This window comes from Allobosea sp. FW305-C-101 (assembly GCF_058783685.1).
On sequence record NZ_JBYSYT010000001.1, the window covers coordinates 1521597 to 1541582 of the forward strand.

Annotated in this window: 14 protein-coding genes; 7 read left to right on the plus strand and 7 right to left on the minus strand. The window is 63.6% G+C overall.

What is annotated here, in order from left to right:
- The first annotated feature begins 88 nt into the window (after positions 1-88).
- From AC3WMA_RS07205 to AC3WMA_RS07215, 3 genes are all read left to right on the plus strand, one after another.
- Positions 89-1138, plus strand: coding sequence for a glycosyltransferase family 4 protein (locus AC3WMA_RS07205; protein WP_492284677.1), 1050 nt, complete (start codon positions 89-91; stop codon positions 1136-1138).
- 47 nt (positions 1139-1185) lie between these two features.
- On the plus strand, positions 1186-2439 hold the full coding sequence (locus AC3WMA_RS07210; protein ID WP_492284678.1) for a lipopolysaccharide biosynthesis protein: 1254 nt from the start codon (positions 1186-1188) through the stop codon (positions 2437-2439).
- 86 nt (positions 2440-2525) lie between these two features.
- Entirely contained in the window at positions 2526-3695 is a 1170-nt protein-coding gene (locus tag AC3WMA_RS07215) for a glycosyltransferase (protein WP_492284679.1), read from the plus strand.
- 190 nt (positions 3696-3885) lie between these two features.
- Here AC3WMA_RS07215 and AC3WMA_RS07220 read toward each other — a convergent pair whose 3' ends face one another.
- The 4 genes from AC3WMA_RS07220 to AC3WMA_RS07235 form a co-directional block, all read right to left on the minus strand.
- Positions 3886-4629 (minus strand): transglutaminase-like cysteine peptidase, encoded by a 744-nt coding sequence (locus AC3WMA_RS07220; RefSeq protein WP_492284680.1) that lies wholly within the window; start codon positions 4627-4629, stop codon positions 3886-3888.
- A 208-nt stretch (positions 4630-4837) separates the two neighbouring features.
- On the minus strand, positions 4838-5599 hold the full coding sequence (locus AC3WMA_RS07225; RefSeq protein WP_492284681.1) for a hypothetical protein: 762 nt from the start codon (positions 5597-5599) through the stop codon (positions 4838-4840).
- Positions 5600-5615: 16 nt separating this feature from the next.
- On the minus strand, positions 5616-7826 hold the full coding sequence (locus AC3WMA_RS07230) for a polysaccharide biosynthesis tyrosine autokinase (protein ID WP_492284682.1): 2211 nt from the start codon (positions 7824-7826) through the stop codon (positions 5616-5618).
- 47 nt (positions 7827-7873) lie between these two features.
- A complete protein-coding gene (locus AC3WMA_RS07235) occupies positions 7874-8470 on the minus strand; it encodes a hypothetical protein (protein ID WP_492284683.1) in 597 nt (198 codons plus the stop codon).
- Positions 8471-9155: 685 nt separating this feature from the next.
- Here AC3WMA_RS07235 and AC3WMA_RS07240 point away from each other — a divergent pair.
- Positions 9156-10241 (plus strand): polysaccharide biosynthesis/export family protein, encoded by a 1086-nt coding sequence (locus AC3WMA_RS07240; protein ID WP_492284684.1) that lies wholly within the window; start codon positions 9156-9158, stop codon positions 10239-10241.
- Positions 10242-10899: 658 nt separating this feature from the next.
- Here the strand turns inward: AC3WMA_RS07240 and AC3WMA_RS07245 are convergent.
- From AC3WMA_RS07245 to AC3WMA_RS07255, 3 genes are all read right to left on the minus strand, one after another.
- Entirely contained in the window at positions 10900-12246 is a 1347-nt protein-coding gene (locus AC3WMA_RS07245; protein WP_492284685.1) for a UDP-glucose dehydrogenase family protein, read from the minus strand.
- 99 nt (positions 12247-12345) lie between these two features.
- Positions 12346-13734, minus strand: a complete 1389-nt coding sequence (locus tag AC3WMA_RS07250) for a mannose-1-phosphate guanylyltransferase/mannose-6-phosphate isomerase (protein WP_492284686.1) — start codon at positions 13732-13734, stop codon at positions 12346-12348.
- Positions 13735-13887: 153 nt separating this feature from the next.
- A complete protein-coding gene (locus AC3WMA_RS07255) occupies positions 13888-15330 on the minus strand; it encodes an undecaprenyl-phosphate glucose phosphotransferase (RefSeq protein ID WP_492284687.1) in 1443 nt (480 codons plus the stop codon).
- A 730-nt stretch (positions 15331-16060) separates the two neighbouring features.
- Between AC3WMA_RS07255 and AC3WMA_RS07260 the strand changes: the two genes are divergently transcribed.
- From AC3WMA_RS07260 to pcaF, 3 genes are all read left to right on the plus strand, one after another.
- Entirely contained in the window at positions 16061-17479 is a 1419-nt protein-coding gene (locus AC3WMA_RS07260) for a phosphomannomutase (RefSeq protein ID WP_492284688.1), read from the plus strand.
- A 189-nt stretch (positions 17480-17668) separates the two neighbouring features.
- A complete protein-coding gene (locus tag AC3WMA_RS07265; RefSeq protein WP_492284689.1) occupies positions 17669-18697 on the plus strand; it encodes an NAD-dependent epimerase in 1029 nt (342 codons plus the stop codon).
- Between the two features lie 35 nt (positions 18698-18732).
- Complete coding sequence (gene pcaF / locus AC3WMA_RS07270) at positions 18733-19941, plus strand: 3-oxoadipyl-CoA thiolase (RefSeq protein WP_492284690.1); 1209 nt, start codon at positions 18733-18735, stop codon at positions 19939-19941.
- Positions 19942-19986 lie beyond the last annotated feature (45 nt).

Genomic DNA, 19986 nt, shown 5'->3' on the forward strand with positions numbered 1-19986 from the left:
TCGCTTGCAGCAACGTATCATGCCCCCAACGCCCGTCCTATTTCTCGCACCGGTCCCCAATTTTAAAGGCGGAGCTGAGCGGTCGCTCATGGATTTGATGGCCAATCCAAGCGTCCGGCCTTATCTGGCGGTGCCGGCAGAGGGGCCACTCAGCCGCAAAGCTTCCGAATTGGGCATCCCTTTCGACGTCGTCGATTTCGGTTCAGTCAGCACGATCCGGCGCCCCTTCCGTTTGCGGGACGGCTTTGCGGCCGGTGCCGACTTCTGGCGCGCCGCGCGACGCCTGAAGGAGCTTGCAGCCGATCGCGGCGTGGCGCTCGTGCACAGCAACGGCCTCAAAGCCCATGCCATCGCCATCGCGGCGCGCCGCCTTGGCGGCAAGCCGGCGGTGATCCACATCCGCGACATCGCCAACACCGCGGTCGAAAGGATGACATGGCGAGCCTTCCAGATGGCTTCGGATCGAGCCATCCTGGTTTCCCGCGCGTGCTGGCCGCACCAGGCACTGCCGGCCAATACGCATGTCGTCTATAATGGCTTCGATGTGCCGGACGAACGCTCGCCGGTCCGAACGGACGGTAGCATCGCAATCGGCTTCGCCGGGCGCATCCATCCTGCCAAAGGCCTGCATATCCTCATCGACGCGCTCGCTATCGCCCGGCGCCAACAACCGCAACTAAGGGTGATCGTCCGCGGGACTTTCGCTGAGGAAACGCCTGGCTACGAAGGCGAAATCCGCGACCAGATCGCGAGCCGGGGCCAGGCCGAGGCGGTTTCCTTCGAAGGCTTCGTCTCCGAGCCTGCCCAGGTCTATCGCGACATCGACATCATGTGCGTTCCGTCGACCACGCCCGACCCCCTGCCTCGCTCGGTGATGGAAGCGATGGGGCGGGGCCTGCCGGTTGTGGCGACGCGTTCCGGTGGCATTCCGGAGATGATCGTCGACGGCGAGAGCGGGTTCATCGTCGATGACGCGGAGATGCTGGCGAATGCGCTGGTCAAACTCGCCGGCGATCCGCTCTTGCGCGGCCGCATCGGGGACCACGCGCGCGAACGATGTCTCGAAATGTTTACTCTTTCGACGCTACATCGGGAGACGTCCCGCATATACGGGCTCGTGGCGGGTAGCCGGGCGTGAGCGCTTTTTCCACCGACATGAAGCCCTCTCACGGGAGCGCTGCTGCAGTGTCTGTCCGCAGGGTTGGAATCGACGCCCTCTATGTGGTGATCTCCACCGCTGCGATGGCCCTGCTGCAATGGCTGATCATGGCCGCGATCGCGCGGATCGATGGGCCAGCAGCCCTCGGCTACTATACCCTCGCACAGGCCTTCGCGACGCCGGCAGGCTATCTCGCGTGGCTCGCAATGCGGCAACAGTTGCTGGTTTCCCGCGAGGACGGCGCGTCGCCGGCCGATTTCATGGCCCTGCGAATCGTCATCCCGCTGCTGCTCTTTGCGGCAATCCTGTCCTTCATCGATTTCTATTACGCCTCCGCCGGCCTCCTCGCGATCAGCTTCGGCGTTTTCGCGATCAAGTATGCCGAGGGCTTTTTCGACCTCGTCTACGGCTGGCTTCAGCAGGCAGGCCAGACGCGCCTCGTCGCCATGACGTCGCTGTCGCGCTGCGCGGTCTCTTTCGCTGCCTTCGCCGCGATTTACCTCTGGGCTCGCAACCTGCCGCTCGCCCTGACGGCTATCGCGGCGATCTGGCTCGTGCTGTTCGTCGCGCAGCGTCGGCGGCTCTGGTCCTTGGTCGGGCTTCGCGAGCTCGGCGACATGTCGCCGAAGCGTCTGATGAAGCTTGCACGTATCAGCGTGCATCTTGCTCCGCTCGCAGTCTCGCTCGCGGTGATGTCCTTCACGGTCAATGCCCCGCGCTTTTTGCTCGAACATCTCTTCGGCGCGGAGGAACTCGGCCATTTCGCCGCCTCCTATCATTTTCTCGCATTGGGGTCGGTCGTCGTCGGTTCCCTCGGCCATTCGCTGCTTCCCGGCCTGTCGAAGGCCGTCAAGGAGGGCCGCCAGCGCAGCTTCTGGAAGCAGCTGCTCTTTCCGGCCCTGCTGATGCAGCTTCTGGCTGCCCTGGGCGTCGGACTTGCCTGGATGTTCGGCTCGCAGATACTGGGCCTGGTCTATGGCCAACGCTTCGCCGGATATGGCATGCTGCTGGTCTGGGCTGCGGCGGTCGCCGGCCCGTTCTATGGCGCGGCGCTCCTGACAAACGGCCTGCACGCTGCCCAGATGAAGCGTTCGCTTCTCGGCGCCCAGATCGTCGGCTTCGCGGTGCTCGTCACTGCCACCCTCTTGTTGGCGCCGCGCATGGGACTACCGGGCGGCTTCGCCGGCATCCTGCTGGGCGCGCTGGCCCAAGCCTTGGCGAGCGCCGTGCAACTGATGCGCTTCTGGCGCGCTCACCCGGGCGCAACGCCCCTGCCCTAACTGCGGCACTCCGCCGCACCCGAACGATGCTAGCTTTGGCCGCTCAGATGCATGAAGACCCCAGCGGACGACAGGAGAGCTGAAGAGTGAAAACCGCGATCGCCCATGACTGGCTTCCGGTCTATAGCGGTGCCGAACAGGTCCTGACCCAGATGATGAAGGTCGTGGGACCTTCGGACCTCTACACGCTCTACGAGTTCCTTTCCGAAGCGGATCGGAAGAAGCTTGGAGCGTCACGGATCATCACGAGCTACCTTGATCGGCTGCCCTTCAAGAAACAGATCTACAGGCACACTTTCCCACTCTGTCCGGGGGCAATGGAGAGCTTTGACCTGTCGGATTACGACCTGATCCTCTCCTCTTCGGCAGCATTCGCGAAGGGGGTGATCGTCCATCCGCATCAGCGGCATGTTGCCTATATCCATACCCCGCCGCGCTACGCCTGGGACCAGACGTTCGAATATCTGTCGCGCTCGTCCCTCTCCAAGCCGCCGATCGGCATTCTCTTGCGCAGCAGCCTGCATCGCCTGCGGATCTGGGACGCCCGTACCGCGCATGGCGCGGATACGCTGCTGGCGAATTCGACCGTCGTCAGGCGGCGCATCGAGCAGATTTACGGCCGGGACTCGATCGTGGTGCACCCGCCCGTGGATGTCAGCCGGTTCCCGATTTGCGAGGACAAGGACGATTATTTCGTCGTCGCCTCCCGTCTCGTTCCCTACAAGCGGATCGACCTTGTCGTCGATGCTTTCAAGCAGTTGCCAGACAAGCGCCTCATCGTCGTCGGCGACGGACCGGAGATGAGCAAGCTCCGCGCGATTGCGGGCCCCAACGTAACCTTCAAGGGCCATGTTCCGCGCAACGACCTGGTCGAAACCATCCGCCGGGCGCGTGCCTTCATTTTCGCCGCCTATGAGGATTTCGGCATCGTGATGGCAGAGGCACAAGCCGCCGGCACACCCGTGATCGCCTATCACCGTGGCGGCGCGGAGGATATCGTGACCCCGCTCGGGAAGCCGAAGCCGACCGGAATGTTGTTCAAGCGTCAGGACAGCGATGCGATCGTCGAAGCCATTCGCCATTTCGTCGACCGCGCCGCCGACATCCATCCCGCAGACTGCCATGAAAAGGCGCTGAGCTTCTCGAACGAAGCGTTTCAGCGGCGCCTGCACCGTGTGATCGACCTCACGATGGATAAGTCCTTCACGCGTGACACGATCGGCCGTTTGGTCGCTCAACTCGCCAACGCTGCCTGAAGCGTCGGCGAACTGAGCAGATTTCATTCAGCACCGAGCCTCAAACGCGCGCGGCCTATAGTTTCGGCCCGAAACGTGGATTGCGGTTTTCGGGAAAAAGCCGATGCAGGATCACATATCTGGAACATCGGACTGAATACGATATTCAGTCCGATGTTCCGCTCCGGCTCGCGGAGAGCTGCCTCCACTCTCAATAGGCCAAGATCGTCCCGCGGATTTCTGCAACCTGATAGCTGCTATCAGGCAGTTTCAGGTCCGACAAAATGACGGGAGCGGGAAGCGCGGGCCGTGGCTGCTCCAGGCGCAGAGCAGGCTTCGGCTGAGGCGCCTGGGCAATGAGCTGCGGACGATCGACCTCGACCCAGTAGAGCGGGCTCCGGGCAGACTGCATTTTCTCCCACCGGTAGTTGCTTTCCGCCGTATGCACGATCTGCGAGCGCAGATTGTCGAGGATGAAATCCCCGCGATCGGTCCTCACGACCAAGACGAGATGCGCCTCGCCGCGCGGCGTCCAAACCGCGGCGAAAAGGAGCGCCCCCTGCGGCCAACCCAGAGCAATCAACTCATGCCGCTTCTGCACGGCGTAATCGTCGCAATCCCCAGCCGACACATTCAGTGACCAGATATCCTGTCCGGGAGCATCAGCCTTCGGCGATATCCGGCGGTTGACCGAAAGATTGACCGATTGCATCTGCTCCTGACGCTCAGTTGTCAGAGCCATCGGCTCGGCGGCCGAGGCCGAGCAATCGGAAGCATATTGCATACAAAATCGAATAAACCCCATCGGGGCCAGAGTGTAGCCTCGCTCAACGAGCGGTGACGCGGCGACCACGCGATCGATGTTCAACGAAGATACCTTAACCGGCTTCGCCTCAGCTGTCATAGACGCGCAAAGAACCGCCAACGGGATCGCAAATTTCGAGATCAGGCTCATATTCAAGCTCCTCATGGAGCCATTCATACGAGACTGAATTTGAGATCACGTGGAGGAATGTAGTCGAATACTTTCAGACAGATTCAACGACTATTAACCTAACTATCCGCCCGGCGCGATGCCCCAAAATACATGGAAACCCGAAGCGGCGAGGCCGAGCGGCTCGTTTGCAACCGCCTGCCGGCCGCGCCGCGTGCTCCAAGCGATGCTATCGTGGGTAACGCCGCGGCGGCGGCGCCGGAGGCGGCAGGCTTTCGGCGTCTGGCCTCGTCCCGGTCGCGACGATGGCGCGATAGACCTGCGCATAGCGAGCTGGCGAGAGCGCCTTCAGCCGGGCTTCCAGCAACGTCCTGCCATCGGGCGAAGTAGAGGCATAGACTGCCGCAATATCCTGCGGAAAGGCCTCGCTCATGAATACCGCGAGTTCGTTCTCGAACTGCGTCGCAATGCCTTCGACGCCGGACGCCGAGAGGCGCGCCGCAAAGGGAATGCGCGCCCGCATGATCCAGAGATCGGCAGGGGCGGACAGATAGGAGGCCTGCAAAGCCCGCACCACATCTGGAGTCGGCCCGCTGCGCTGGACCTCGACCATAGCAAGCCGCAACCAGCCATTGCCGTCCAGGGGTGAGCATCGCAGCAAATCGCGCAGCGCGACCGCGGCATCGTCCAAGGCATCGTCGAAGCGCGCGAACTGGTCTGCTTCGACCGCCGCATCAACGGTCGCCAGTCGCATCGTGGCGAGTGCGCGTGCGGCTGAGAGGTTGCACAGGCCTGCCGGGCGGGGCAGTTGCGGATCGGCGATGGCCCCGCGTCCGGGAATACGACTGAAACGCGAGCCCGATTCGAGCCGCTGAGCATCCTGCATCAACGGCCAAGCACGGACATATTCAACTAAGCCATAGCCGGTCGCCGCAAGCCCGGCGACAGCAACGACGCAGGCGAAGGCTCTGCCGACGAGAAGAGATCCCACAAACGATCAGCCGATCTCAATAGGACGAGTAGGTATAGAAATTGCGCTTGTCGGAGATGTAATTCCCGATCCGGTCCGGATCGGCCTTATTCAGGATTGCCCCGATGCATTTCGCATGAACACTTGGGTTGTGATCGAGCATATTGCGTACGCTCTCGCGCGGCGTATCTCCCCACTCCGCCACAAGCAGGAAATTTGGAATGATCGGCTCGATGGCGCGCGCATCGACCAACGCGCCAAGCGGCGGCAGATCGATGATAATATAGTCGAATTGCGAGGCAGCGGCCTCGACCAATCGTTTCATGCCCTCAGATCGCAGGATTTCGCTCGAATGCGCCACGCGCAGATCGGGCGGCGAGGCAAGCAGCCAGACCTTCAACCCACCAAGCTGTTTCAGCGCTGAGCTGAGGGGCTCCTTGCCCTGGACCACCTCTGCCAAACCGATTGTCGCATCTTTGGCCAGTTCACGCGAAAGCCCGCAGCGGCGAAGATCTCCGTCGATCAGCAACGTGCGTGCGCCCGTGCTGCCCAAGAGCATGGCGAGGTTCACAGAAATCGTGGTCTTGCCTTCGCCGCTATGGGACGACACCAGGCCGAGGATCTTGGCGCCGGAGCCCGGCTGCTCGAAATCGAGCGTGACCTTGATCGTCCGCATCGTATCGGCAAGCCGCGAGAGCGGCTCCGTAATCGACGCAATCATGTAAGGGCTGATCATCGCCAGAGGCGACTTCTGATCTGGCTTGGGAGCCGAACTCGTCGACATCAGCGGAACGATGCCGAGGAACTCGACACCGAGCTCCGAGCGAACCTGATCGCCGGTGCGGAAGGCGATGTCGCGATACTCCCGGATCATCCCGATACCGATGCCACTGGCAAGGCCGGCCACGAGGCTGAAGGCGAGCACAAGCATCGTCCGAGGCTGGCTCGCCGAACTCGGCTTGGTCGCCCGCGTGATCACGCGGGCTTCGGTTACCGGATAGGTCTGCTGCTGGATCAATTCCTGATTGCGCTGCAGGAAGGTCTGATAGAGTCCGCGATAGCTCTCGGCTTCGCGCTCCTTCTCGCGCAACGTGACCAGCGTCATGTTGTCCGCGGCATTGGCTCCGATCAGCTTGTCGAGGCTCTCCTGAAGCGATTGCTCGCGCTCACGGCTGGTCTGCAGCTCGCTCTTGACGCTTTCGGCGATGCGACCGAGTTCGGCAAAGACCTGATCCTCGTAGTCACGCAACTCCTTGCGCGCAGAGATGACCTGGATGTGATTGGTTCCGAGCCGATCGACCAATTCCGAGAGGCGTTTGGACGCGGTCAGGTAACGCGTCCGCAGATCGTTGATGACGGGGCTCGTCAGAGCCTCCGGCACGGCAGCGTTCATCTGCCGGCCTGCGATGATCGACTGGATCTGTGCGAAACGTGCCTCGGCGAGCGCACGTTGCGAGCGGGCGAGGCTGAGCTGCGTGTTAAGCTCGGACAGCGCCTGATCGTTGATCAGCCGGCCTCCGGCCAAAATCAGATTGTTCTTCTCGCGGAACTGCTGCACCGCACGATCGCTCTCAAGCGATTTTTCGCGCAACTCGGCAATGCGGTCCTGCAGCCACGCGCTCGCACGGCGGGTCGCGTCGTATTTCGAATCGAGCTGCTCAATCAGATATCCATCGGCGATCGCATTGGTGATCGTCACCGCCTTGGCGGGATCACGCGAAAGAAAATCGACTGAGAGAATAAAGGTCTTGTTCAGCCGCTGGACATTGAGTCGCTGCAAGATCTTGTCGGACACCTTGCGTCGCAGCTCGGCCTGCGCGGCCTCGATGTCACTGCTACTGCGCGGCAACAGCCACCCGAACAGGCTCGAGAACAGCGAGACATCCGCATACTCTGGATCTTCCAACAGCTTGAGCTTGTCGATCACGCCGTCGATGACGCGTTGCGACTTGAGAACCTCCACCTGACTGTCGATCGCGCTGTTCGCGAGCACGATCTGCGTATCCTCCGGCTTGTTCGCTCCGAAGTTACGGCCGTCGATCAGAATATCGGCTGATCCGGTATAGAGCTTCGTAGCCGTGGCCAGATAGATCGCCGCCAGCAACACGCAGATGACGATGGCTCCGATGATGACTTTAGCCTGGCGCCGCGCACCCGCCAAAATCCCGTCGAGGTCGATCGTCGTGCCCTCGGCGTCATCGCGAGCGGAACCGGCGCCATCGCTGCGATGATGGATTTGCTGAAGCATGATATCCGATGGTCCTTCGCTGGACGGCTTGTCGGGCGCGGCTTGAACTACCGGACGGGGCTGACCGAGCCACCTCCCAGGGTAATGTTAATCACCACCGAACTGCCGCCGGCACCGAATGTGCTGACGGTCGCATTATTGCGCAAACGCGAAAGGCTCACGCCTCCACTGCTCGCCACGCCACCACCGGCGCCGGAGGTGTCACCACCGCCCGGCGATCCGCCGATACCGCCGGCAGCCGCAGCTCCACCGGCTGCCGCGCCACCGATCGCCGCTGTGGCCACATCACCGGAACTGGACACGAAGGCGGTCGTGAGCGGCGCCAAGCCGGCCCGGATGATCAACTGCTGGATGATCTGGGCGACATCAGGGCGCTGCCTCACACAGGCCCTGGCCGCTTGCGCCAGCCCGGCGCCGATAGCCGCCGTTTGGCCTGGACTGGCATTCCGGGCCAAATCGATCAGCATCGGGACCGTATGAACGTCGGTTCCGGCAAGTCCCCTGACATCCTGCGCCATGCGACCGCCGCCGTCCGGATAGGGGGTCAGCAAATTCTGAGGCGTCGAACGAAAAGCCACGACCGCGGAAGGATCGATCGCCAGCGGCGACAAAAAGCACGAAGGAGAGCCGGTCAGCAGCGTCATCGGATCCGGCCCGGCATCGGGCACCGGCGTCGCCGCAGGCTGAGACTGAGCTTCAGTGGCGGTGCCAGACGGAGGCACAACCGAAGGGGTCGGCAAAGCCGTGGGCGCAGCGGCTGGCTGGACGGTCCCGGGCGCTCCCTGGGCCTGCGCCGAAGCACTCGCAACGAGACAGGCGACGATCGCGAACGATGCCCTCAGGCACGAAAGGCTCTCGGTCTTCATGGGCATGTTCTACTGTCTCGACAAAGCGGTGGAACAATACTGCCTGACCCAGCGAACAAAAGCAAGAAATGCACCGCCAAACGCGCTTCAACACACATACGACGACGACGGCGAGTCGACCCGGGCAACGGCAGAATCGAACCAGGGCGCTTTTCTCGCCAGCCAGCACGGGAAACCGGCACCGTTTACCAAGAATGCCCTTGGGAGCCAGCGAAACAACATTGTAAGAATTGACACATAGCATTTATGCCACAGGGAACCCTCAAAGGTTCTACGGAACATCATCGCATCTTGCTCGCGCCATGCCCTCGGTGTTAGCAGAGGGCCGGATGGGGACGATATGCTAACTGGTCTGATACGGTTCACGGCAGCCGGAGTGCTCGCGGTTTCGGTCTCGGCATGCACGTTCTTGCCTCGCTCGGGACCCGACCACCGTCAACTCGCGACCGAGGCTGCGGGTTCAGTGGCGCCGGAAGCCCGGCAGCCGGACCTTGCCTATGCGCTGGTCGATCTCTCCGACACGATCGTCAAGGCATCCGTTGCGTCTGCTCCGGGCTCGATCCATCAGTCTTTCGGCGGCGGTAAGGGCGGGGCCCCCGATATCAGGGTTGCGGTCGGCGATACGCTTCAGGTCACGATCTTCGAAGCCGTCTCGGGCGGGCTCTTTATTCCGAAGGATTCGGGAACTCGCCCCGGCAACTTTGTCACGCTCCCCTCCCAGGTCGTGGAGCGCAGCGGTGCGATCACCGTGCCTTATGCGGGGCGGGTGCCTGTCGTCGGCAAGAGCCTGAACGAGATTCAGGAAGACATCGTTTCCCGCCTTTCCAATCGCGCGATCGAGCCGCAGGTCCTGGTCACGTTCGCCGACCGCGGGTCCGAGGTCGCCGTCGTCGGGGACGTCAATTCGTCGGCAAAGCTCAAGGTCAATTTCGAAGGCGACCGCGTGCTGGACATGATCTCCCGCGCCGGCGGCCTGCGCTATGCCGGCCATGAGAGCTACGTCACGCTGCAGCGCCGCGGCCGGAAGGCAACGGTCTATTTCAACCGGCTCGTCCAGGAGCCGCGCGAGAATATCTTCGTCGCGCCTGGCGACACGGTCTATGTCTATCGTGAGCAGCGCTTCTTCACCGCCTTCGGCGCGTCCGGGTTGCAAGGCCGCTTCGATTTCGACGCGGAGAAGCTTTATCTCGCCGACGGCGTCGGCAAGGCGGGTGGCCTGCTGGATAATCGAGCCGATCCGGGCCAGGTCTTCATGTACCGCATGGAGAGCCGCCGCATGCTTGAGCAGCAGGGTGTTTCCCTGGAGAATTTCCCGGCCGACCAGAAGCAGATTCCGACGATCTATCGCGTCAACATGCGCCAGGGCCAAGGCCTGTTCCTGGCGCAGCGGATGGAAATGCGCGACCGCGACGTCATCTACGTCTCGAACGCCGATCAGGTCGAGCTGACCAAGTTCCTCAATCTGGTCAACGACATCTCGTCGACGGTCTCGGGCGTATCCAACGACGCGCTCGTTACGCGGAACTCGATCAGAGCTCTGAGAAATTGATGGTTCGCGCCGGGAGATGACAAGCTCCCGGCGCATTCCGTCCCTGAGCGAGCCGCTATCGCTGCTGCACCCGTCATGGCTCTTCGACACCTGACGGACGCCGGAACGGGACGCTCAGACCCACAAGGTCTTTGTTGTATGGCGGCTTCGCTGAAACGGGCCTTCGGTTCTTCAGGTGAACCGGCATCCACTTCGCTCGAAAATGCTCGTGCAGCCTGCGCGCGGATCTCGCGAATAGGGGATCTGGTTCGGCCAGAAGGCCAACCTGCAACATCCTAGGGGCGAACGCTGATCTGTTCGAGGATGTCGAGCGTTTTAGCCAGCGGCTGCCCCCACATCTCGAAGAGCGTTTGATCGAGCGAATCTCGGGCCATGTTCGTTGCCGAGATAATTGGGTGCTAGGCCGGACCGGGCTGCCATCAAACAGGCTTGCGCTTGTGGAGGCGCTGGCCGGCGAGCCTGCGCTGAAGCGTTATCACTTGCTGCCGGGCGTGTGCGGCGACCTGCTCGCCACACTCGGCCGTCATCGAGAGGCGGCCGAGGCCTTCGAAAGCCCTCTCGGGCTCATGCAGAACGCCCGGGAGCGGGCGCTGATGCAGGAAAGAGCGGCGGAAGGAGCGCGCGACGGGTCAGTGACACGCCGCTCCGCCGCGCCCGCTCAAGCCGCGCTTTCGGCTTCGTTGCCTTCGGGGGCTGCGATGCCGCGGCCGACATCGGCATAGGCGAAGCCCTTGGCCCGGACCTGCTCGGCCCGGTAGACATTGCGCAGGTCAACCAGGACCGGCGCCGCCATCGCCGCCTTGACCCGATCGAGATCGAGCGCGCGGAAGATGTTCCATTCGGTCACGATCACCGCCGCGTCCGCGCCCGCCACGCATTCATAGGCGTCGCCGCAATAGGTCACGCCCGCCGGCAGCACCGCCTTGGCCTGCTCCATGCCCTCCGGATCATAGGCGCGGATCGTTGCGCCGCCGTCGAGCAGGGCCGTGACCACCGCGATCGAGGGTGCGTCGCGCATGTCGTCGGTGTTCGGCTTGAAGGTCAGGCCCAGCACAGCGACCGTCTTGCCCCTGACCGCGCCGCCGCAGGCCGCGATCACCTTGCGCCCCATCGCGCGCTTGCGCTGGTCGTTCACCGCCGCCACCGTCTCGACGATGCGCGAGGGCGTGCCGTAATCCTGCGCCGTCTTGATCAGGGCCAGCGTATCCTTCGGGAAGCAGGAGCCGCCATAGCCCGGCCCGGCATGCAGGAACTTGCCGCCGATGCGGTTGTCGAGGCCCATGCCGCGCGCCACGTCCTGAACATTGGCGCCGACCTGCTCGCAGAGATCGGCGATCTCGTTGATGAAGGTGATCTTGGTCGCCAGGAAGGCGTTGGCCGCGTATTTCGTCAGCTCGGCGGTGCGCCGGCCGGTGTTCAGGATCGGCGCGTTGTTGAGATAGAGCGGCCGGTAGATATCGGCCATCACCGTGCGGGCGCGCTCGTCATCGGTGCCGACGACGATGCGGTCCGGCCGCTTGAAATCCTCGATCGCCGCGCCCTCGCGCAGGAATTCCGGATTGGAGACCACGGCGTAATCGGCATCCGGCCGCAGTTCCCGGATGATGCGCTCGACCTCGTCGCCGGTGCCGACCGGGACCGTCGACTTGGTCACGATCACCGTATAGCCCTTGATCGCCCCGGCGATCTCGCGGGTCGCGGCATAGACATAGGACAGGTCGGCGAAGCCGTCGCCGCGGCGGGAGGGTGTGCCAACCGCGATGAAGACCGCATCGGCCTGCGCGACCGGGCCGGCGAGATCGGTGGTGAAGGACAGCCGCCCCGCCGCCGCATTCGTCCGCACCAGGTCGGACAGACCGGGCTCGAAGATCGGGATCTCGCCGCGCTTCAGAGCCGCGACCTTCGCCTCGACCTTGTCGACGCAGACCACCTCATGTCCAAAATCGGCAAAGCAAGCCCCAGACACAAGTCCTACGTAGCCGGAACCAACCATCACGATCTTCATTTTTTGCTCCTTAGAAACGCCAATGACGCGGAGGCATCGCCTTCGCGTCTTGCTGCCGGCAAGCCCTACATGGCTGCGGGCGGCTCGCCCTCGTGCGCCTCAGGTGCGCGCGTAAATGTCCTCGATCCGCACGATATCGTCTTCTCCCGTATAGCTGCCGACCTGAACCTCGATGAGCTCCAGGTCGATCTTGCCGGGATTCGCCATCCTGTGCGTGCAGCCGATCGGCAGATAGATCGACTCGTTCTCGTGGACGAGACGTATCGTACCGTCGAGCGTGACCTCGGCGGTTCCCCTCACCACGACCCAATGCTCCGAGCGGTGAAAGTGCTTCTGCAAGCTCAGCTTTCCACCCGGTTTGACATTGATCCGCTTGACCTGGAACCGCGCGCCGATATCGATCCGCTGATACCAGCCCCAGGGGCGATACATCCGCAGGTGCTCAACCGCTTCCGGGCGCCCCCGCTGCTTGAGCTCCTCGACCAGCGCCTTGACCCTGGCAGCTTCCGATTTCGCCGCGACGAGGACAGCATCGCGCGTGGCGACGACAATCATGTCACGCAGGCCGATACCGGTGACCAGCATATCATCGCTGCGCAGCAAGGAGCCGGAGGTATCGAGGGCGACGACCGGCCCCTGCAAGACGTTGTCGGCGCCGTCCTTCGCCATCACCTCGTGGATCGAGTCCCATGCCCCGACATCGGACCAGTCGAAATCCGCAGACAGGACCCCGGCCTTGTCGGTCTTTTCCATCACCGCGTAATCGATCGAAATCTTCGTGATCTCGGCGAACGCTGCCGGGTCGAGCCGGATGAAATCGAGATCGGTCTTCGCCGCGTCCAGCGCGGCGCGAGCGCCTGCGAGCACCTGCGGGGCAAAGCGTTCGAGCTCGGCGAGCATGGTCGCCGTCGAGAAAACGAAATTGCCGCTGTTCCAGAGGAAGCCGCGATCGAGATAACCTTGTGCCGTCGCCGCGTCCGGCTTTTCCACGAAGCGCGCCAGGCGCCGCGCCTTGTCCGAACCCAGTGTCTCGCCCGGCTCGATATAGCCATAGGCCGTCGAAGGCTGGTTCGGAACAATGCCGAGCGTCATGATCCGCCCGTCGGCTGCGAGCGCAGCCGCCTCCAGGCAGTCTGCCCGGAAAGCATCCGCATCCATCACCACATGATCCGCCGCCAGCGCCATCGCGACGGCGTCGGGTGAGCCGGCCTGGGCGAAAAGCGCGCCAACTGCCACGGCGGCGGCCGAGTCGCGGCGCTCAGGCTCAAGGATGATATCGCCGGCGATGCCGAGCACATGCATCTGCTCGGCCACGACAAAGCGGAATTCCTGGTTGGTGATGACGACCGGCCGCCCGAATTGCGGGCCTTGAACCCGGAGCAACGTCGTCTGGAACGTCGACAGCCCGTCATCCAGCAGGTTGATGAACTGCTTGGGCATCGAGTCCCGCGACACCGGCCAAAGTCGAGTTCCCGCGCCGCCAGCCATGATCAGCGGCGTGACGATGACCCTTGTTCCGTCCCCGTTGGCTGGCTGAAGAGCGGGGGACCGGCTGGGTGCTGACGTTGATTCAACAGGCATGAAAAGGATCCATCGACGTGGAGAGACGCTGCTCTACCTCGCGCGCAAAAACCACAACGATCAGTAGGTATGCTTTATGTTGAAAAGCGTCCCGAAGGTTCGCGCAATGATCCGGATATCGAGCCAGATGCTGGCGTTCTCGACATACCAGAGATCCAGCTTAACGCGCTCAGCCATGCTTTCCGTGGTCGGCGTTTCGCCACGGCTGCCATTGACCTGAGCCCAACCCGTCAGTCCGGGCTTGACGTGCTGGCGATAGGGATAATCGCCGATCAGCTGCTCGTAATATTCGTCATGAGCCATGGCGTGCGGCCGCGGCCCCACGATGGACATCTCTCCCCGCAGGACATTCCAGAGCTGCGGCAGCTCGTCGATGCTCAACTTCCGGATCCAACGGCCGACCGCAGTCACGCGATCGTCCTTGCGCGAGGCCTGCCGAACCACCTCCCCGTCTTCCATAACCCGCATGCTGCGGAATTTCAGGATCTTGAACGGCCGGTTGTTGAAGCCGTTGCGCGCCTGCTTGAACAGGATCGGGCCCGGACTGTCGAAGCGAATGGCAATCGCCGTCATGATCAGCAAGGGCGAGATCAGCAGCAGCCCCGAGCCGGCGACAGCGATGTCCAAGAACCGCTTGGCGGCACGCTCGCCCTCGCTCATCGGCGCGCGATGCACCTCGACCGCAACCAAGTTCGGACCGAAGCGCTCGACCGGACGCAAGACGAGATCGCCCAGCTTGCCGTCCAACATGAACTTGATCGGCAGCGGCAGAATCCGCAGCCGCGCGAAGACCAATTCCGCGAGGTCGAGGCGGCTGCTATCGAGCGCCACGACGATTTCCTGGATGTTCGACCCCCGGATCGCCGCGACGGCCTGGTCGAGGATCGTGTCCACGTTCCCCTCGGACGTTGCGTCACCGACAGGCAGGCGCACGCTCGCGTTCACCGACAAACCGAAAGGCGCGAGCCGCTGCGTCGTCCGGCTCAGGTCCCGGCCCGAACGATCGGAAATGATCGCGACCCGCCGTGTCGCGAATTTGCCATGCTCCAGTGCGCGGCGGATGAAGCCTTGCCAGTACAGGCGCGACATGGCGACCACGCCGAAAGCGACGACCACGAACGAGATGGTCGTCGCACGCGAGACGAGGTGCCCCGTCTTCAGCGCGAAGCCGATCAGCGTCAGGAACCCGGTAATGACGAGCCAAATGGCCAAGGCATTGGAAATCTGCCGGAGCGGCCGCAACAGCTCGATAGGCCGGTAAAAGCCACGCTGCTGCATTAGAAGAACGAAGAGGGCGGCAAAAAGCGCACCCAGCGCGGTGGAATCCACCAGGACGGACGAGGTCCCGTCCCGCACCACGTCGTAGACAAAACCACAAATCAGGCTCGAGCCAATAATCGCTGCAATATCGGTTAACGCAACGAAACGCCCCGAAAGGTCATAGCGAAACCGTATACCGCCTTCTCGGGTTGACTCGTTTGCAGCAACGAAATCGATCGCCATGAGAATCCCAATCATCGGTCAGCAGCGGGATATCTACGCTTTCTTAACCGCACTATCAACTATGAGCGCATCGCGTCGTTTTTTTAACGAAGATGAAACTTTTGATTGCCTGAAGCAAAGTCTGGGCCAGAAATCGGATGCGCCGCGCGTCCGGCCGGGCGCATGAACTGGAATCGAAATCTCCGTTCTCGTGCAGTGCGTTGTCGGAAGCGCCATAACCCAGATCCATGCATGATCGTGGCTTTCCTCCGCGATTCCGCATCACCGCCAAGGGCCCTTGTTGCGATAATTTTAGACACGGCGCGCACAGCCACCGGCAAATGTCCGCCACCGGAACCCCGTCCGCGCCCTGCTTCAGGATGAACGCCTTCTGGGCGTTTCAAGGGCTCAAATCAGGCTCGGATCATCATGCATGGTTTCAGGCGGCCTGCTTTCCAGCTCGGATTTGAGGGCGAGCCCGGCAGGCGTCGTATTGCCGAGGGCCGATTGGGCCGCGATCACTTCCTAAGCGGCTTGCGGAAACATGCGCCGCAAGGCGGGATCACGCGATGCTGTCGAGCGATCTGTCGCGAAGAGCCCCCCGGAATGCCGGCAGGAGATGACGATCTCCCGCCGGTTGCCTCACACGATAACCTCAGAGCGCGCTTGGAAACCCGAGACGACGAAGTGACTCCACAGGCTGTGCTGCGCTAGGTATCGCAGACAATTAGAAACGACGGACCGGCGGCATATGACGAGCCTGAAATTCGGTACTTCCGGCCTGCGCGGCCTCGTGACGGAGCTGGTCGGCCTGCCGACCTATGCCCATGTCCGCGCCTTCTGCGCCATGCTGCTGGAGGATCAGGCGGCCGGGCCGCAAAGCGAGGTGCTGATCGGCCGGGACCTGCGCTCGTCGAGCCCGCTTATCGCCGCGCAATGCGCGCAGGCCGTCGCCGATGCCGGGCTCAAGCCGGTGGATTGCGGTGCCGTGCCGACGCCGGCCCTCGCCCAGGCCGCCATGGCTGCCGGCAGTCCCGCCATCATGGTCACGGGCAGCCATATCCCCGACGACCGGAACGGGCTGAAATTCTACCGCGCCCAAGGCGAGATCGACAAAGCCGACGAGACACGCATTCTTGCCCAGCATGCCGCGCTCGCCCTTGCGGCAGCGCCAAATGTCTCGGTCGTGGCGCAACCGCGTGACGTGATTGCCAGCTACCGCGCCCGCTATGTCGATTTCTTCGCACGGGCGCTGGAAGGCCTCACCATCGGGGTCTATCAGCACTCCTCCGTCGGCCGCGACGTCATCTGCAAGGTACTGACCGCGCTGGGCGCCACACCGGTCGCATTGGGCCGCAGCGATGTCTTCATTCCCGTCGATACCGAGGCGCTGCGCCCGGAGGACGAGGATCTCGCCCGCCGCTGGGCCGGCGAGCGCAAGCTCGACGCGATCGTCTCGACCGATGGCGATGCGGATCGTCCGCTGGTCGCCGACGAGACCGGTCGCTTCCTGCGTGGCGACCTCGTCGGTGCCCTCACCGCGCGCTTCATCGGGGCCGACGCGATCGTCACGCCGGTCACGTCGAATTCGGCGCTCGACCGCCCGGGGTCGTTCGAGACAGTCGTCCGTACGCGCGTTGGCTCGCCCTATGTCATCGCCGGCATGGCGCAGGCCAAGACCGAGGGTGCCGATGTCATCATAGGATTCGAAGCGAATGGCGGCGTCCTGCTGGGCTCGGACGTCACGCGGGACGGGAGGCGCCTCGATGCCTTGCCGACACGCGACGCCCTGCTGCCGATCCTGGCGACGATCGCGCTGGCCCGCGGTTCCGGCAAGCCGCTGAGCACGGTGGCGGCGGAAGCGCGCTTCGCCATCGCCCTGTCGAACCGCCTGCAGGAGGTCGCGCAGGAGAAGACCGCAGCCCTGATCGCCCGGCTCGACGGCGAGGATGCGAGCTTCCGGGACACAGCCTTCGCCAGCCATGGCGGGGTCGCCGCACGCGATCGCCGGGACGGGCTGCGCCTGACGCTCGGCAACGGCGCAACGGTGCATTTCCGGGCTTCGGGCAATGCGCCGGAGCTACGCGTCTATGTCGAGGCGCCGACGCTCGAAACAGCCGAAGCGCTGCTTGCGGAGTATCTCGCTTTCGCCGCGGCGCAAACGCGTTAGAGCATCAGACGGAACATCGTATGCCGTTCGATGCCCTAGCTCTTTGATCTTGTATCGGCTTTGCCCGAAAACCGCGTTCCACTTTTCGGGCCGATGCTCTAGGACGATCCAAACTCGCCATACACGGCGAAAACACCCCGCACAGGAAGCGGCGCAGCCTGCCCGCGACCGTTTCTACAGGAAGCTCAGGTGGATCAAGCCCCTTCGTTCGAACGCGTGCTCCTGACCGGCGCGGCCGGCTTCGTCGGCTTCCATGTCACGCAGGCCCTGCTCGACAAGGGCGTTCAGGTTCTCGGCATCGACAACCTCACCCCCTATTACGACCCGGCCCTGAAGCAGGCGCGCCTCGACCGTCTCACGGCCCGCAACGGCTTCTCCTTCGAGCAGATCGATATCTCCGATTACGATGCCGTGCAGGCCGCCTTCGCCGCTTTCCGCCCGCAGGTGGTGATCCACCTCGCTGCCCAGGCCGGGGTGCGCTACTCGCTCGAAAACCCGCGTGCCTATGCGGCCTCCAATCTCGACGGCTTTCTCTCGATCCTCGAGGCCTGCCGGCATAACCCGGTCGATCATCTGGTCTATGCCTCGTCGAGCTCGGTCTACGGCGCCAATGCCAAGGTGCCGTTCAGCGAGCATGACGGGGCCGACCATCCGGTCTCGCTCTATGCAGCGACCAAGCGCGCCAACGAATTGATGGCGCATTCCTATTCCCATCTCTACGCCATCCCGACGACGGGCCTGCGCTTCTTCACGGTCTACGGACCCTGGGGGCGGCCGGACATGGCCTATTTCAAGTTCACCAAGGCGATCCTCGAAGGCCGCTCCATCGACGTCTACGACGAGGCGACGATGAGCCGCGACTTCACCTATGTCGACGACATCCGCGAGGCGATCGTCAGGCTGGCCGGCAAGCCGCCGCAGGCCAACCCGTCGGTCGACGGCAGGGCCGCGGACCCCGCAACGTCGTCCGCGGCCTGGCGCATCTACAATATCGGCAACCACACGCCGGTGCGGCTCGACCGTTTCATCGCGGCGATCGAGGATGCCTGCGGCCGCAAGGCGATCAAGCGGCATCTGCCCGCCCAACCCGGCGACGTTCCTGCGACCTATGCCGATGTGGCGGACCTGACTGCCAGCGTCGACTTCCAGCCGTCCACGCCGATCGAGACGGGCCTCGCCAGCTTCGTCTCATGGTATCGGGACTTCTATCGCATCTAAAAGCCATCCGCCTTCGAGACAGCAGGATCCGTGACATGACCGAAGCCTTCATCTGCGCCTATGTCCGCACCCCGATCGGCCGCTTCGGCGGCTCGCTGTCCTCGGTCAGGGCGGACGATCTCGGGGCCGTGCCGCTGAAGGCGCTGGTCGAGCAGAATCCAGGCGTGGATTTCGGCGCGGTCGACGACGTGATCTTCGGCTGCGCCAACCAAGCGGGCGAGGACAACCGCAACGTCGCGCGCATGTCGCTGCTGCTGGCCGGCCTGCCCAAGGAAGTGCCGGGCACGACGATCAACCGGCTCTGCGGCTCGGGCATGGATGCCGTCATCGCCGCGGCACGCGCGATCAAGGCCGGCGAAGCCGAGCTGATGATCGCCGGCGGCGTCGAGAGCATGTCGCGCGCGCCTTTCGTCCTGCCCAAGGCCGACAGCGCCTTCTCGCGCCATGCCGAAATCCACGACACCACGATCGGCTGGCGCTTCGTCAATCCGCTGATGAAGGCCCAGTATGGCATCGATTCCATGCCGGAGACCGGCGAGAACGTCGCCGCCGACTGCCATATCAGCCGCGCCGACCAGGATGCCTTCGCGCTGCGCTCGCAGCTCAAGGCGGTCGCCGCCCAGCAGAACGGCCGACTGGCCAAGGAGATCGTCCCGGTCCTGATCCCGCAGCGCAAGGGCGATCCCATCCGCGTCGAGATCGACGAGCATCCGCGCGGCGACACCACGCTGGAGAAGCTCGCCAAGCTCGGCACGCCGTTCCGCAAGGAAGGCGGCACCGTCACCGCCGGCAATGCGTCGGGCGTGAATGACGGCGCCGCGGCGCTGATCATCGCCTCGGAGAAGGCGGCTGCGAAATACGGGCTGACGCCGATCGCGCGTATCCTGGGGGGCGCGACCGGCGGCATCGCGCCGCGCGTCATGGGTCTCGGACCGATCCCGGCGACGCGCAAGCTTTGCGAACGCCTCGGCCTCAAACCCACCGATTTCGACATCGTCGAGCTGAACGAGGCCTTCGCTTCGCAGGGCATCGCCGTTCTGCGCGAACTCGGCATCGCCGAGGACGGCGCGCATGTGAACCCGAATGGCGGCGCGATCGCGCTCGGCCACCCGCTCGGCATGTCCGGCGCCCGGATCAGCGGTACGGCCGCGTTGGAGCTTTCCTTGACCGGCAAGCGCCGGGCGCTCGCCACGATGTGCATCGGCGTCGGCCAGGGCATCGCGGTTGCGCTCGAGCGGGCGTGAACGCCTGCGCGGCAGCCTCTCCCCGCGCAGCGAATTCGGCGCCCG

What these genes read in the sequence shown, in the direction of transcription:
- AC3WMA_RS07205 (WP_492284677.1), top strand. Translation starts at nt 89, where the DNA reads ATGGATTTGATGGCCAATCCAAGCGTCCGGCCTTATCTGGCGGTGCCG.
- AC3WMA_RS07220 (WP_492284680.1), bottom strand. Translation starts at nt 4,629, where the DNA reads ATGAGCCTGATCTCGAAATTTGCGATCCCGTTGGCGGTTCTTTGCGCG.
- AC3WMA_RS07230 (WP_492284682.1), bottom strand. Translation starts at nt 7,826, where the DNA reads ATGCTTCAGCAAATCCATCATCGCAGCGATGGCGCCGGTTCCGCTCGC.
- AC3WMA_RS07235 (WP_492284683.1), bottom strand. Translation starts at nt 8,470, where the DNA reads ATGACGCTGCTGACCGGCTCTCCTTCGTGCTTTTTGTCGCCGCTGGCG.
- AC3WMA_RS07245 (WP_492284685.1), bottom strand. Translation starts at nt 12,246, where the DNA reads ATGAAGATCGTGATGGTTGGTTCCGGCTACGTAGGACTTGTGTCTGGG.
- AC3WMA_RS07250 (WP_492284686.1), bottom strand. Translation starts at nt 13,734, where the DNA reads ATGGCTGGCGGCGCGGGAACTCGACTTTGGCCGGTGTCGCGGGACTCG.
- AC3WMA_RS07255 (WP_492284687.1), bottom strand. Translation starts at nt 15,330, where the DNA reads ATGGCGATCGATTTCGTTGCTGCAAACGAGTCAACCCGAGAAGGCGGT.
- AC3WMA_RS07260 (WP_492284688.1), top strand. Translation starts at nt 16,061, where the DNA reads ATGACGAGCCTGAAATTCGGTACTTCCGGCCTGCGCGGCCTCGTGACG.
- pcaF (WP_492284690.1), top strand. Translation starts at nt 18,733, where the DNA reads ATGACCGAAGCCTTCATCTGCGCCTATGTCCGCACCCCGATCGGCCGC.